The 14,195-nt window shown below is 42.1% G+C and carries 13 protein-coding genes, 1 tRNA gene, 1 other RNA gene and 1 other annotated feature; of the genes, 11 read left to right on the top strand and 4 right to left on the bottom strand.

What is annotated here, in order from left to right; all coding sequences use genetic code 11:
• Positions 1-832: 832 nt before the first annotated feature.
• A complete protein-coding gene (locus BM126_RS21650) occupies positions 833-1,804 on the bottom strand; it encodes a YaaC family protein (protein ID WP_090991385.1) in 972 nt (323 codons plus the stop codon).
• Between the two features lie 236 nt (positions 1,805-2,040).
• On the opposite strand from BM126_RS21650, the gene guaB reads away from it, so the two are divergent.
• The 4 genes from guaB to BM126_RS21630 all read left to right on the top strand — a co-directional run bounded on the left by guaB (position 2,041) and on the right by BM126_RS21630 (position 6,935).
• Positions 2,041-3,504, top strand: coding sequence for an IMP dehydrogenase (gene guaB, locus BM126_RS21645; protein ID WP_090991384.1), 1,464 nt, complete (start codon positions 2,041-2,043; stop codon positions 3,502-3,504).
• A gap of 174 nt (positions 3,505-3,678) precedes the next feature.
• On the top strand, positions 3,679-5,016 hold the full coding sequence (locus BM126_RS21640; protein WP_218154484.1) for a serine hydrolase: 1,338 nt from the start codon (positions 3,679-3,681) through the stop codon (positions 5,014-5,016).
• Between the two features lie 86 nt (positions 5,017-5,102).
• Positions 5,103-5,324, top strand: a binding site (T-box leader).
• 66 nt (positions 5,325-5,390) lie between these two features.
• A complete protein-coding gene (gene serS, locus BM126_RS21635; RefSeq protein ID WP_071353440.1) occupies positions 5,391-6,668 on the top strand; it encodes a serine--tRNA ligase in 1,278 nt (425 codons plus the stop codon).
• A gap of 174 nt (positions 6,669-6,842) precedes the next feature.
• A tRNA-Ser gene (locus BM126_RS21630) sits at positions 6,843-6,935 on the top strand.
• 164 nt (positions 6,936-7,099) lie between these two features.
• On the opposite strand, the gene BM126_RS21625 is transcribed toward BM126_RS21630, so the two are convergent.
• From BM126_RS21625 to BM126_RS21615, 3 genes are all read right to left on the bottom strand, one after another.
• A complete protein-coding gene (locus BM126_RS21625; RefSeq protein WP_090991382.1) occupies positions 7,100-7,771 on the bottom strand; it encodes a deoxynucleoside kinase in 672 nt (223 codons plus the stop codon).
• Positions 7,758-8,405: a deoxynucleoside kinase gene (locus BM126_RS21620; RefSeq protein WP_090991381.1), complete on the bottom strand. Its 648-nt coding sequence runs from the start codon at positions 8,403-8,405 to the stop codon at positions 7,758-7,760. The genes BM126_RS21625 and BM126_RS21620 overlap by 14 nt, the downstream gene beginning before the upstream one ends.
• Positions 8,406-8,584: 179 nt before the next feature.
• Positions 8,585-9,142 carry a cysteine hydrolase family protein gene (locus tag BM126_RS21615; protein WP_090991380.1) on the bottom strand — a complete coding sequence of 186 codons (558 nt, stop codon included), beginning with the start codon at positions 9,140-9,142 and terminating at the stop codon, positions 8,585-8,587.
• Between the two features lie 153 nt (positions 9,143-9,295).
• Here BM126_RS21615 and tadA point away from each other — a divergent pair, with 153 nt between their 5' ends.
• From tadA to BM126_RS21580, 7 genes are all read left to right on the top strand, one after another.
• Entirely contained in the window at positions 9,296-9,808 is a 513-nt protein-coding gene (gene tadA, locus BM126_RS21610; protein WP_256213218.1) for a tRNA adenosine(34) deaminase TadA, read from the top strand.
• 77 nt (positions 9,809-9,885) lie between these two features.
• Positions 9,886-10,150, top strand: an RNA gene (gene ffs / locus BM126_RS21605) — signal recognition particle sRNA large type.
• A 122-nt stretch (positions 10,151-10,272) separates the two neighbouring features.
• A complete protein-coding gene (dnaX, locus tag BM126_RS21600; RefSeq protein ID WP_090991378.1) occupies positions 10,273-11,964 on the top strand; it encodes a DNA polymerase III subunit gamma/tau in 1,692 nt (563 codons plus the stop codon).
• Between the two features lie 20 nt (positions 11,965-11,984).
• The gene (locus BM126_RS21595) at positions 11,985-12,311 is read left to right on the top strand and encodes a YbaB/EbfC family nucleoid-associated protein (protein ID WP_071353445.1); all 327 of its coding nucleotides are present in this window, start codon (positions 11,985-11,987) and stop codon (positions 12,309-12,311) included.
• Positions 12,312-12,645: 334 nt separating this feature from the next.
• The gene (recR, locus tag BM126_RS21590) at positions 12,646-13,242 is read left to right on the top strand and encodes a recombination mediator RecR (RefSeq protein WP_071353444.1); all 597 of its coding nucleotides are present in this window, start codon (positions 12,646-12,648) and stop codon (positions 13,240-13,242) included.
• A 22-nt stretch (positions 13,243-13,264) separates the two neighbouring features.
• Positions 13,265-13,486 carry a YaaL family protein gene (locus BM126_RS21585; RefSeq protein WP_071353434.1) on the top strand — a complete coding sequence of 74 codons (222 nt, stop codon included), beginning with the start codon at positions 13,265-13,267 and terminating at the stop codon, positions 13,484-13,486.
• 101 nt (positions 13,487-13,587) lie between these two features.
• Positions 13,588-13,851, top strand: coding sequence for a pro-sigmaK processing inhibitor BofA family protein (locus BM126_RS21580; RefSeq protein WP_090991377.1), 264 nt, complete (start codon positions 13,588-13,590; stop codon positions 13,849-13,851).
• Positions 13,852-14,195 lie beyond the last annotated feature (344 nt).

Below are 14,195 nucleotides of genomic sequence, written 5' to 3'. Positions count from 1 at the left end.
AGTCAAGTAAGCCCAAACCTGAATGGGGAGAACCAAGGAGGTCGAGGAAGCGAAGGAGTGAGCACCGGAGTGTACGGTGTACACGAGGAGCGGAAGGACTGAAGCTGACGAAGAGATCCGCCAGTTATCGCCGTTCAGGAGTTCGAACAAGGCAGTTAAGCTCGTGCGCCGATGGTAGTTGGGGGTTCTCCCCCTGTGAGAGTATGACGCCGCCAAGCAAGCGGGAGGCCAGCAGAGATGCTGGTCCTTTTTTTTGTGCAGAAACGGGTATTTCATAAGAGCTCAAAAGAATGAAAAGAGGAAAAAAATTGAGTAAGCCAAAATCAGAATGGCAGATAAATGGCTGTAATACTCCAGCTGATAAAGAGTTCCGACGTCTGGTTATTGCCGTTCAGGAGCTCGGACTTGGCAGCTAAGCCCAAGCGCCGATGACAGTAGGTCAAGGAAAGGAACTTCTGCTATATAACCGTAGGGTGCCATGAAACGGAGAAGCCAGCATGTCCTGAGAGCAGGAGGCCACCAAGCGAATGAAAGAGCAAAGTTTTGCTGGTGTTTTCTTGTTGACTACTTTTCCCCGCGCTTTCAATGGGCATCACAAGCTGTGGCCATTGACACTAACTAAGCAATTACTTTCTTTAAAAACGTGTCTCCCGAAAAGTCCAACTTAATCAATGCAGCCTGCTGAACACAGCAATGGTGGTTAAGATGGCACTGCATCCCCCTGTATTTACCAACCTCACCATATTGTATTTTATAAAAAAACTGTCTGATTAATAAAAAATGTTATTTGATATATGGATTTTTCTCTTGTTGACATGTACTGCTCTCTGTTTCATTTCGTATTAAGTCGTTCTTTCATCAGCCATTCAAAGACTAAGAATGGAGTTTTGTCCTGGGAAATATTCAAAAACTCCGAAATATATGGATAGTCATCGTTAGGGGCGGTTTTTAAAAGTTCTGACCACCATTCTGTTTCGTACCTTGAAATCATGCTTAGATTATAAAGGACGAGATAATGTATCATCAATTCAGGAAATAGGTAGCAGGGGGAGCTTTTGTTAAGGGATAGCATGAAGCTTTTCTCAAACATGTGATAGTGTATGGGCGAATCCTGATTCACCAGCAATCCTTGTTCAGCGGATAAAGAGATAGATGATGAATGGGTTGACATGTTAATGCTGCTGTTTAGTTTGGATTCCAAATACCCTTTAAATCGGTTTTCTGTCATATTAAAGCTTGATAAAATGGCAATTGGCAGTTGGAATGCTTCCCCAGCAGACTTTAGCTCCTGGAATGTTTTTTTAGATGCTAAATAAAGATGGCAGTCTTTTAGCTCCGGGATTTCTCTTAGCAGCTGCTCCATGGTATATTTCTCTGACTCAAGATGTTTCATGTGGAACATTTTTTCAGCTATGTTTGTGAATAATCCGTTTTTTTGCACTTTCACTTCATCAAACATAAATTCGTATTGCTGTTTTTTTCTTTTTCGGGTGGTAACTCCGTGCGCTAGATCTGTGGTTGATTCAGGGTAGTTCGAATCTAAAGTGAGCAGGCAGGCCTTTAACAGCTGTACAAATCCGTAAAAAAGCAAAACGGGTTTCAGTGATAGAGGTGCAATTTGAGCCTGATTATAGTATGTTTGCCCATGTTCAAGGTAATACATAAAAGGATAGCAGTTTTCGAAGCTTTTTAATTCAGCTTCTGGGTTATTTTCTCTTTCATAGCACTTCCTAAGAAAAGACTGTGTAGAAGATGCTGAACTGAAATAGATGAATTTGTTGCTGGATGGGCTGAGTGGCTGCATATTATATTCTCCTTAAATTGATAGTACTGATAAACGTGCCAGTTGATTTCAGGATAGAAAGACTCCGGGTGGATTCGCTTTGCGAGCGCTCACTTCGAACAACAACGTGCAAAAATCAGCCATGTATTTTAACAAAGTATAATTGATAGAAAAATCAAACATTTCTACTTTACCTTGACAGTATTTTGTCCAATTGATAACCTACAAATAATATTTTTAAGCAGGAGGGGAAAAATATGTGGGAAAATAAATTTGCAAAAGAAGGTTTAACTTTTGATGATGTGCTGTTAGTACCCGCTAAATCAGAGGTTTTGCCGAAAGATGTGAACTACCAGGTCTCATTAGCAGAAAATTTATCATTGAATCTTCCGATTATCAGTGCCGGGATGGATACGGTGACGGAAGCTGAAATGGCTATTTCCATGGCACGCCAAGGCGGCTTGGGAATTATCCATAAGAATATGTCTATTGAGGCACAAGCTGATATGGTTGATAAAGTTAAACGCTCAGAAAGCGGAGTAATCAGCGATCCCTTTTTCCTCACTCCTGAACATCAGGTTTTTGATGCAGAGCATTTGATGGGCAAATATCGTATTTCAGGTGTTCCGATTGTAAATAACGTGGATGAAAGAAAGCTTGTGGGCATTATCACAAATCGTGATCTGCGTTTCATTTCTGATTTTTCCATTAAAATTGCCGAGGTCATGACAGCAGAAAACCTGGTTACTGCCCCAGTTGGAACAAATCTTGAACAGGCTGAAAAAATCCTGCAGAAATATAAAATTGAAAAACTCCCGCTGGTTGATGAGGATGGCGTGTTAAACGGTCTGATAACAATCAAGGATATAGAAAAAGTGATTGAATTTCCTAACTCCGCTAAAGACAAGCAGGGAAGATTGCTTGCTGGTGCAGCTGTAGGGATTACTAAGGATACAATGAAGCGTGTAGAAATGCTCGTTAAGGCACATGTTGATGCTATTGTGGTTGATACAGCCCATGGACATTCATTTGGAGTCATTGAAACTGTTAAGGAAATCAGGGCAGCTTATCCTGAATTAACAATCATTGCAGGAAATGTTGCGACGGCAGAAGCTACAAAAGAACTAATCGAAGCTGGAGCAGATGTAGTGAAGGTTGGCATTGGCCCTGGTTCCATATGTACTACACGTGTGGTTGCGGGTGTAGGCGTACCTCAAATTACAGCCATTTATGACTGCGCCACAGAGGCCCGAAAGCATGGGAAGACGATTATTGCTGATGGAGGCATTAAATATTCCGGTGATATCGTAAAAGCATTGGCAGCAGGCGGACATGCAGTTATGCTTGGCAGTATGCTTGCTGGCGTAACAGAGAGCCCCGGCGAAACAGAAATCTTCCAGGGACGCCGTTTTAAGGTGTACCGCGGAATGGGTTCCGTTGCTGCAATGGAGAAGGGGTCCAAAGACCGATACTTCCAGGAAGATAACAAGAAATTTGTGCCTGAAGGGATTGAAGGACGCCTACCGTATAAGGGGCCTCTGGAAGAGACCATTTATCAGCTGATTGGCGGATTGCGGTCAGGAATGGGCTATTGCGGTGCTGGAGATCTTCACGCACTAAGAGAAAGATCACAGTTCATCAGAATGACTGGTGCCGGACTGAAGGAAAGCCACCCGCATGATGTACAGATAACGAAGGAAGCACCAAATTATTCCTTGTAAATCCTAACTTTTTCCTTAGTTGGAAGGAATAATTTTCCGTGCAATTTTAGGCAGAGGGACCCATTACTCTGTCTATTTTTTTTTTATTACATGTGATAAACTAGACAAGGTGCAAATCAAACAACGAAGGTTTTTCTCTTCGTCCTATACAGAAGCTATGAAAGTTGGAGGTAAATGAAATTGAAAAGAATCACCCAGATATCACTGGTTTTTACACTGTTATTTGTTCTTGTTGCGTCCCAATTCTCCTACAATCCCCGTACTGCAAAAGCTGCAGAAGATAACCTGGGCTTAAAGGCAGATGCAGCACTGATCGTAGATGCCAAAACAGGGAAAATTATATATGAAAAAAATGCTAATAAAGTAATGGGTATCGCCTCTATGTCAAAAATGATGACAGAGTACCTGGTTCTTGAGGCCATTGAAGACAAGAAAATCAGCTGGGATACACCTGTGAAAATTAACGAATATGTACATAACTTATCTAAAGCACCTAATCTTTCAAATGTAGGCCTGACGCAAGGTGAGGAATACAAAGTGAAAGAGCTTTATGAAGCAATGGCTATTTACTCAGGAAATGCAGCTACTGTTGCTTTGACTGAGAAGATTGCAGGCAGTGAGACTAATTTCATTCCCCTTATGAATAAAAAGGGAAAAGAGCTTGGATTAAAGCATTTTAAATTTGTGAATGCTACTGGACTAAGCAATAAAGACTTGCTTGGACACTTCCCGACCGGTGATGCGAGTGATGAAAATGTCATGACTGCGAAAGATGTCGGCCTTCTTGCTTACCGCCTTTTGAAGGACCATCCGCAGGCATTGGAATATGCGAGCATATCAAAACTGAAGTTCCGTGATGGAAAGACCTATCCTAACTTTAACTGGATGCTTCCTGGCCTGATTTATCATTATGATGGAGTAGACGGCCTGAAAACAGGTTCAACAGATTTTGCCGGATATGCATTTGCTGGCACGGTGAAACGAAATGGCCAGCGTTACATTACCATTGTCATGAAATCAACATCAAAAGCACAGCGTTTTGTAGATGCTGCTAAGCTGATGAATTACGCTTATGATAGCTTCAAAAAAACACAAATCCTTCCTGCTAATTATGTAGTTAAAGGCAAAAAGACATTGCCTGTAGCGAAAGGAAAAGAGGATTCTGTTAAGATCAAGTCAAAGAGTGCCATTGATTTAGTCGTCAAGAACAATGGTGAAGAGAAAAATTATACACCGCAGCTTGTGATTGATAAAAGCAAGCTGAATAAAGACGGCGAATTAGCTGCACCTATTAAAAAAGGCGAGAAAATTGGATATTTGACCGTCAAGAAAAAAGATGGCTCTGATTATGGTTTCCTTAATAAAGATGGAGACAAGTATGTAAGGTCTGACGTTGTGGCTGCTGAAACAGTAGAAAAAGCAAACTGGTTCGCTCTATCTATGCATGCAATCGGAGGATTTTTCGCTGATGTTTGGGACAGTGCTTCTTCTGCGGTAAAAGGCTGGTTCTGACAGCTCCTAATCAAAATGTAAGCAATCTGCATAAAATGGTTGCATCTGTAGAAAAATTATAGTACATTATGGAAAACATTTTATATTTTAAAACCATGACAGGAAATAGTACCAAAATTACTTTCTAAAAGAGAGCCGGTGGCTGGTGTAAACCGGTGAAAGGATTTTGGGAATCCATCCTCGAGTAAAGTAAGGAACCCCCATGCGGGTCAGTAATTACTTTCGGCATTAGCCGTTATCTAACTGAGTGAAAGGCAGGAATCTGCTTTTAACTAGGGTGGCAACGCGGGTTAACTCTCGTCCCTTTTTATAGGGACGGGAGTTTTTTGCGTTTTTCGTCAATGTCATGGATGAAATTTAAGGAGGAATAAGCAATGCTGGATGTAAAATATCTGCGAAATAATTTTGAACAAGTAAAACGTGCCCTGCAGTTCCGCGGGGAAGACATGACGGACTTTGGCAAGTTTGAGGAGCTTGATGTCAGCCGCCGTTCTTTACTGGTGGAAACTGAACAGCTGAAAAGCCGTCGTAATGAAGTTTCCCAGCAGGTTGCCGCATTGAAGCGGGAAAAGAAGGATGCTGACCAGCTGATTGCAGAAATGCGGGAGGTTGGCGACAAAATCAAGGAATTAGATGAAAAGCTCCGCACAGTGGAAGAGCAGCTGGATAAATTGCTTTTATCTATACCGAATATTCCTCATGAAAGTGTGCCGGTTGGAGAAACAGAAGATGATAACGTTGAAATAAAAAAATGGGGAGACATTCCAAATTTCAGCTATGAGCCTAAGCCGCACTGGGATCTTGCTGATGAATTAGACATCCTTGATTTTGAAAGAGGAGCAAAAGTCACTGGAAGCCGTTTTGTTTTTTATAAGGGCCTTGGAGCAAGACTTGAGCGGGCATTAATCAGCTTTATGCTGGATTTGCATACAGAAGAACATGGGTATGAAGAAATGATGCCTCCGTTTATTGTAAACCGGGCCAGCATGACAGGTACTGGTCAGCTTCCTAAGTTTGAGGAAGATGCATTCCGTATTGAAAGTGAAGATTATTTCCTTGTGCCAACAGCCGAGGTTCCTGTAACGAACTATCACCGCGATGAAATTCTTGCTGCTGATGCATTGCCTATCAGCTATGCTGCCTATAGCGCTTGCTTCCGCTCTGAGGCAGGATCCGCTGGAAGGGATACACGCGGGCTGATCCGCCAGCATCAATTCAATAAAGTTGAACTCGTAAAGTTTGTAAAGCCGGAGGATTCTTATCAGGAGCTTGAGAACCTTACAGGACACGCAGAAAAGGTCCTTCAGCTGCTTGGGCTTCCATATCGTGTGCTAAGCATGTGTACAGCTGATCTGGGCTTCACAGCAGCTAAAAAGTACGATATTGAAGTTTGGATTCCAAGCTATGGCATTTATCGTGAAATTTCTTCTTGTTCAAATTTTGAAGCTTTCCAGGCAAGACGTGCAAATATCCGCTTCCGCCGCGATGTTAATGCGAAACCGGAGCATGTTCATACGGTAAATGGATCTGGATTGGCCATCGGCCGCACAGTTGCTGCTATCCTTGAGAATTATCAGCAGGAAGACGGAAGTGTCGTCATTCCAGAAGTACTGCGCCCATATATGCGCGGTGCTGAAGTGATCAAGCCATAAACTATGTAAAAGGACTTTCCATGCGGGGAGTCCTTTTATTCAAATAAAAAGTGCGGGCATGGCTCACAGTTGAGTGTCTTTCTTGTGTCTAAAAACTTTTTTAAAAAAATGTTTCAGTAGTGTTGACATTTAGTTTTATACTTGGTATTATATTAATTGTTGATACGGTGATACGGAGGAATACCCAAGTCTGGCTGAAGGGATCGGTCTTGAAAACCGACAGGGGTGTCAAAGCCCGCGGGGGTTCGAATCCCTCTTCCTCCTCCATTAACTTATTATTAACCATAGCGCATAAAATTGGATATCGATAAAACCTGCTGCAGGAATGCGGCAGGTTTTTTGTTTTGCTGAAATAGAAAACTGTGCAAAAAAAATCACCGGATCTGCTAAAGGATCCGGTGATTTACTATTATGTCTTCAGAATCTCTTGATTATATTTTTGTCAGCTTCCTTGTCTGTTCCATGAATGATGCAATTCGTTCAACAACTGGCTCAATGGATTGTTCACTTTGGATAAGATCATAGTCATTGATATTCAAACGCAATACCGGGCATGCATTAAAGTGATTAATCCAGTCTTCATAGCGCTTATGCATCTCTTTCCAATATTCAATCGGCGTCTGTTGCTCCATAGGGCGCCCGCGTTCCTTGATCCGGTCAAGAATGTCTTCCAGTGAACCCTCCAGATAAATCAGAAGATCAGGGTGAGGGAAGTAAGGTGTCATGACCATTGCATCAAAAAGGCTTGTATATGTTTCGTAATCGATATGGTTCATGGTTCCTTTTTCATAATGCATTTTAGCAAATATTCCGGTGTCTTCATAAATGGACCGGTCCTGGATAAATCCGCCGCCATATTCAAAAATGCGTTTTTGCTCTTTAAAGCGTTCAGCTAAAAAGTAAATTTGCAGATGGAAGCTCCAGCGGTCAAAATCGTCATAAAATTTATCAAGGTATGGATTGGTATCCACCTTTTCAAAAGAAGTTTTAAATTTCAATGCCTGTGCAAGAGCATTGGTCATGGTCGATTTACCGACGCCTACCGTACCTGCAATTGTAATGATGGCATTATTGGGGATATCGTACTTTTTACGTAGGTTCATTCGTACATGCTCCTTTAAGTGCATTCTCAACTTGAGAAATAATCATTGATAGGTCTTGTTCCTTTTCTACAAAATCCAATGTATCTCCATTAAATCTAAGTACGGGAATATCGGGATGTGTTTCTTCGAATGTCTGCATAAAGCTTTGGTAATCACTGGACAGCTGCTCTAGATATAATGGGCTGATATTTTTTTCTACATCTCTGCCCCTCTTTCCAATCCGTTTAAGCAGGGTGTCGAGGCTGGCATCTAAATATACAACCATATTCGGCTTAGGCATATCCTTTGTTAATATATTGAAGATTTGCAGGTACTTATCATATTGGCGGTTCTTCAGAGTGCGTTCGGCAAAAATAAGGTTCTTGAATATATGGTAATCAGCTGCAACCGCCTGATTATTGGCAAGGTATTTTGTTTCAATATCCTCTAGTTGTTTATAGCGGTTACACAGAAAAAACATTTCTGTTTGAAAGCTCCACTCATCTATATTTTCATAAAATTTGCCGAGAAAAGGATTTTCATCAACAATTTCTTTTAATAATACGAACTGAAAATGTTCGGAGATGGCCTTTGCAAGCGATGTTTTTCCCACACCAATCGGACCTTCAACGGTAATAAATGGTGTGTTTCTCATGGATTCCTTCCTCCTTCAAAACTCTATCTAAATCAATGTATAGGTCACTCTTCATTGTTTGTTTTTTAAGCCAAGAATTATTGTATCACAGTCTAGTAGCTTAAGTGAGAGATTTCTTGCAGGGGAAAATTAGAAAAGAGGAAGAGACTGCTTTCTTCTTGAGGCAGTCCTGTGGAAAATCAGAAAATAGGAGGAAACGATCCGCTTTTATCAATCTTAGCCTTCAGAACATTTTTCATCATCGTCAATGCAAACTGATTATCCTGCATACTGGCAGAAGCAATGCAATTGGACGGAATCCACAATTTATATTCTCTCATGTAAGCATCATTAGCTGAAAAAAGTACACAGATATTGCCTGCAATTCCTGTTAAAATGAGTGTCTTTACGCCGAGATGGTGAAGGAGTGTATTCAGAGCTGTTCCGTAAAAGGCTGAATGTTTCGGTTTGATCAGAAAATAATCATCTTCGCCTGGCGAGATTCTCCCGATTATGGGAGCCGTTTTGCTATTTGTACAGGCTGAGATGATTTTACTGTAGTCTGCCTGCCATAATTGATAATGGTCATTGATGTAAATGACGGGCATGCCTCTTTTGTTCATTTCCTCTTTTAACTGAAGAATCGGATCAATAATCGGGAGTGTATGTTCAAAAAGCAGATCTCCATGGCTAAAGTTAAAATCATTGATCATATCTATAATCAATAACGCATATGGCGGGGGTTTGGAATTATTCATGATCATCCCTCCTTATAGGACAGTTGTTGCATGCCTGAAAATAATACGCTACTATTCATGATTAGATACATTCATTTAAATGTATAAACAGGCATGTGCTTACCGATTATTTTGCCAGTAATTTTTATCTTTACTCATGAAAGGATCCTTCACGTGAAAGATGATGCATATTTTATGGAAATCGCCTTGGAAGAAGCCAAAAAGGCATACCGGCTGCAGGAAGTTCCAATTGGAGCTGTAATTGTAAAAGACGGTGAAATCATCGCCCGTGGCCATAATCTAAGGGAAACAGAGCAAAGTGCAATTGCCCATGCCGAGCTGCTTGCAATCCGAAATGCATGTGATACAGAAGGCACCTGGCGTTTGGAGGATGCCGCACTTTATGTAACGCTTGAGCCTTGTCCGATGTGTGCAGGAGCCATTCTGCAGTCCAGAATCAAAAGAGTGGTATTCGGCGCATATGATCCCAAGGCGGGGTGTGCCGGCACATTTATGAATCTGCTTCAAGACAGCCGGTTCAACCATCAGTGCGAGCTGGTCCAGGGGGTATTGGGCGATGAATGCGGAGAGATACTTAGCAGGTTCTTTAGGGAACTGAGAGAAAAGAAGAAAAGAAAGAAAAAATTAGCTCAATTAGAAAATCAAATGACATTTGACAAAGAATAACCATTTGCTTTTTTCCTTCCGGGTTAGTATAATAATTCTTGTGTCACATGTGGCACATAAAATTGGTAGCAAATTTGCCGTGCTAGGCGGGGAGGTAGCGGTGCCCTGTACTCGCAATCCGCTCCAGCGAGGCTGAATCCCTTCTCGAGGTTAGTATCCTGTAGGGCCTGCCTTAAGTAAGTGGCGTTGACGCCCGGGTCCTGCGCAATGGGAATCCATGAACCATGTCAGGTCCGGAAGGAAGCAGCATTAAGTGGAAGCTCTCATGTGCCGCAGGGTTGCCTGGGCTGAGCTAACTGCTTAAGTAACGCTTATGGGTGCTAATCGACGGAAGGTGCACGGCAGTTATTACATAGTAGATAAACTCATCCGGACGGATGAGTTTTTTTATGCCCTTTTTTGAAAAAAACAAAGGCATTACGATATAATAGAGGGACAGGAGAAAATATAGGAGGTTTAAAATCGTGGGGTATCAAGCATTATATCGAGTGTGGAGGCCGCAGCAGTTTATAGATGTAGTCGGCCAGGAACATGTTACAAAAACCTTGCAGAATGCTCTCATACAGCAGAAAGTTTCCCACGCCTACTTATTTTCAGGTCCGCGCGGCACAGGGAAAACAAGTGCGGCGAAAATCCTTTCAAAGGCAGTGAACTGTGAGCGTGCTCCAGTCAGTGAACCGTGCAATGAGTGTGCAGCATGCAGGGGGATAACGGATGGCTCCATTCCTGATGTAATTGAAATCGATGCGGCATCCAACAACGGTGTGGAAGAAATCCGCGATATCAGGGATAAAGTGAAATATGCCCCTAATGCGGTTACATACAAAGTATATATTATCGATGAAGTCCACATGCTCTCTCAAGGGGCTTTCAATGCGCTTTTAAAGACCTTGGAAGAACCGCCTAAACATGTAATTTTCATTTTGGCAACGACCGAGCCGCATAAGATCCCGCTGACTATCATTTCACGCTGCCAGCGTTTTGATTTTAAAAGAATTCAGCCGCAGGATATTGTTGGCCGCATGTCGCAAATCATAGAGGAAACAGGTGTAAAATGCAGTGAGCAGGCTCTGCACATTATCGCAAGGGCAGCAGAAGGCGGAATGCGTGATGCTCTCAGCCTTCTTGACCAGGCAATCTCCTTTAGTGAGGATGAAGTAAGTGTTGAAGATGCACTGACCGTGACAGGCTCTGTATCACAGGCATTTCTAGGCAGGCTGGCTAGGGCCATTTATGAGAAACAAGTGGCAGAAGCCCTGCAGGTCCTTGATGAATTGCTGGCACTGGGAAAGGACACATCCCGCTTCATTGAGGATATGATTTTCTTTTATAGGGATATGCTTTTATACCAGGCTGCACCAGGACTGGGAGATTCCTTTGAACGGGTTTTAATCGACCCTCAATTCAAGGAATTAGCGGGCTTGATTTCCCAGGAGCAGATTTATATTAATATAGAAAATTTTAATAAAACACAGCAGGAAATGAAGTGGACAAACCATCCTAGAATTTTTCTCGAAGTAGCACTTGTTAAGCTCTGCAGCCAGGACAGGGGAAGCGGAAGCCAGGTGCCTGACGGCCAGGTTCAGGATCTGTTAGGGAAAATCGGGGAGCTTGAGAGACAGCTTCAAAGCATCAGAGAACAGGGAGTGCCTGCAGCTGAAAATGTGAAGACGGCCCCTGCAAAGGCTCAGCGGATCAATAAAAAAGCCTATAGGGCTCCCGCAGGAAAGATTACACAGATACTGAGGCAGGCAACGAAACAGGATCTTCAGACAGTAAAAAGCCGCTGGGGAGAGGTATTGGAGCAATTATCTCATCAAAATCAAAAATCTCTTGCTGCTTTATTGAACGAAGCGGAACCTGTTGCTGCGTCTTCATCAGCTTTTGTGTTAAAATTCAAATATGATATTCATTGCCAAATGGCGATGGAAAATGACCGTTTTATAGAAACGATGGCCATGATTTTACAACAAATCACAGGTCATCGCCTGGAGATGGCTGGTGTCCCGGAAAGTCAATGGCAGCAGCTGCGCGAGGATTTCCTGGCAACCCAGAATCAGGATTCTACTGAAACGGACAGGAAGCAAGATGAAGATCCTTTTATAGCAGAAGCCCGTAAATTAGTCGGTGATGAACTGCTCGAAATTAAAGAATAATGGAGGCGTGAAAAATGGGTATGCGTGGCGGAATGGGAAATATGCAGAATATGATGAAGCAAATGCAAAAAATGCAAAAGAAAATGGCTGAAGCACAAGAAGAGCTTGGCGAAAAGAAAATCGAAGGAACAGCTGGCGGCGGAATGGTCACTGTCATCGTTACAGGGCACAAAGAGATTGTAGAAGTAAACATTAAACCAGAAGTGGTAGATCCGGATGATATTGAAATGCTTCAGGATTTAGTTCTTGCTGCAACTAATGATGCTTTGAAAAAGGCAGATGAGCTTTCAAACTCAACAATGGGACAATTCACCAAAGGATTAAACCTTCCGGGCGGAATGTTTTAAGAAAGAGTGAAACTCACTATTATCCAACAAGCGTAACCAGCCTGGCTGTTTTGCTTGGGACATCTCTTTCCTGTTTGCTCTGTTAAACAGGGAGAGGTGACCTGCAGAAACTTCCTGACTGGCTTATACGCTTTTTTTTTGAGTACTGTTATGTAATGCCCTGCTTCAAGTCCTTTAGATTTCTAAGAGTATGATTATGCCCGCCGCCAAACAGGAGTTTCTTCTCCTGATGCTGGTAGGTGTGTTTAAGCTGATTCAGCCAGCCTGCTTCATATCCCGAATGGACGAGGAAGCAGGCTGTGCAATATCAGCTGTTATGATGAGGGGGAATTCTATGCATTATCCTGAACCAATTTCCAAGTTGATCGACAGCTTCATGAAACTGCCGGGCATTGGCCCTAAAACAGCATCACGGCTAGCCTTTTTTGTTCTGGATATGAAAGAAGATGTTGTATTGGATTTTGCCAAAGCACTCGTGAACGCCAAACGGAATCTTACCTATTGTTCAGTATGCGGACATATAACCGATCAGGATCCTTGTTATATATGCGAAGATCAGCGGAGGGATAGAAGCCTTGTCTGTGTTGTCCAGGATTCGAAGGATGTTATTGCCATGGAGAAAATGCGGGAATATAATGGCCTTTACCATGTCCTTCATGGAAGCATTTCTCCTATGGAAGGAATCGGACCGGAGGATATCAACATTCCCGGGCTTTTAAAACGCCTGCAGGATGAAACTGTCCAGGAAGTGATCTTAGCTACGAATCCCAATATAGAAGGTGAAGCTACAGCCATGTATATTTCGAGGCTTCTGAAGCCGTCGGGCATCCGGGTAACAAGAATTGCGCACGGATTGCCTGTTGGCGGAGACCTTGAATATGCAGATGAAGTAACACTATCCAAGGCTATTGAAGGAAGAAGAGAAATTTAACAAAAATTTGGGAGGCCTTTCATTGTTTTTTCGCCGAAAAAATTGGCTTCGGAATGAATTTGATCAGGAACTGATTCAGCAATTGGAGCACTTAAAGAGAAACTGGCTGGATCAGCAATCTCTCCTGGAAAGAAGTCTCGATCCATCTGAAGATGCAATTGTTCAAACAAAGCTGGCTGAAGCTAAGTATTTTTATCTGTTTAAAGAAGCCAAAAAAAGAAAAGTAAAAATAAAGAGACCATAGTAAGGATTAATCCGGGGTTTCACAGCATCTCATATTCTTATGTTCTTAACTTGAACTTTGAGTCATAAAGTGTAGTACAAGTTATGCAGGGGGGGATTGTTGTGGAACCTATTGTTATTGTCGGAATTATTGTAGGGCTTATCTTGCTGCTTCTATTTGCAGGTGCTCCCCTGAAGCCTATTCGCTTTGCAGGGCAGGGGATTATCAGGCTGATTATAGGAGCGATTTTTTTATTCTTTTTAAACGTCCTGGGAAACAGACTGGGCATTCACGTACCAATTAATCTTGCAACATCAGCTGTTGCAGGCCTTCTGGGAATCCCGGGAGTTGCAGCTTTGGCAGCCATTGATTACTGGGTGGTTTAATGATATACGTTTGAGGCCCCGGCATTTTCTGTCCGGGTTTTTTTATTGCATGAATAAATATAGAAGAAATAAAAAACTGGTTTGATAATATATTGAAATAGTTATTGACGTTATTTTAAATTGGTGATATTATATTTCTTGTCGCTGAAAACTTATCTTGCTTGCTGATTTAAAAAAAGCAAAAATAAGTATTGACTTAGTGAAGCGTAACTTATATAATAATAAAGTCGCTTACGAGATAAACGACAAATTGCTCTTTGAAAACTGAACAAAACTAAGCGCCAACGTTTTAAAATAGTGAGCACACACTCTAAAAGCAAATGAGCAAGTCAAACATTTCTTCG

The sequence above is a fragment of the Bacillus sp. OV322 genome (genome assembly GCF_900112495.1).
Lineage (GTDB): Bacteria > Bacillota > Bacilli > Bacillales > DSM-1321 > Peribacillus.
The sequence above is the reverse complement of the archived record's forward strand: the minus strand, read 5'-3'. Positions and strand labels throughout refer to the sequence as shown.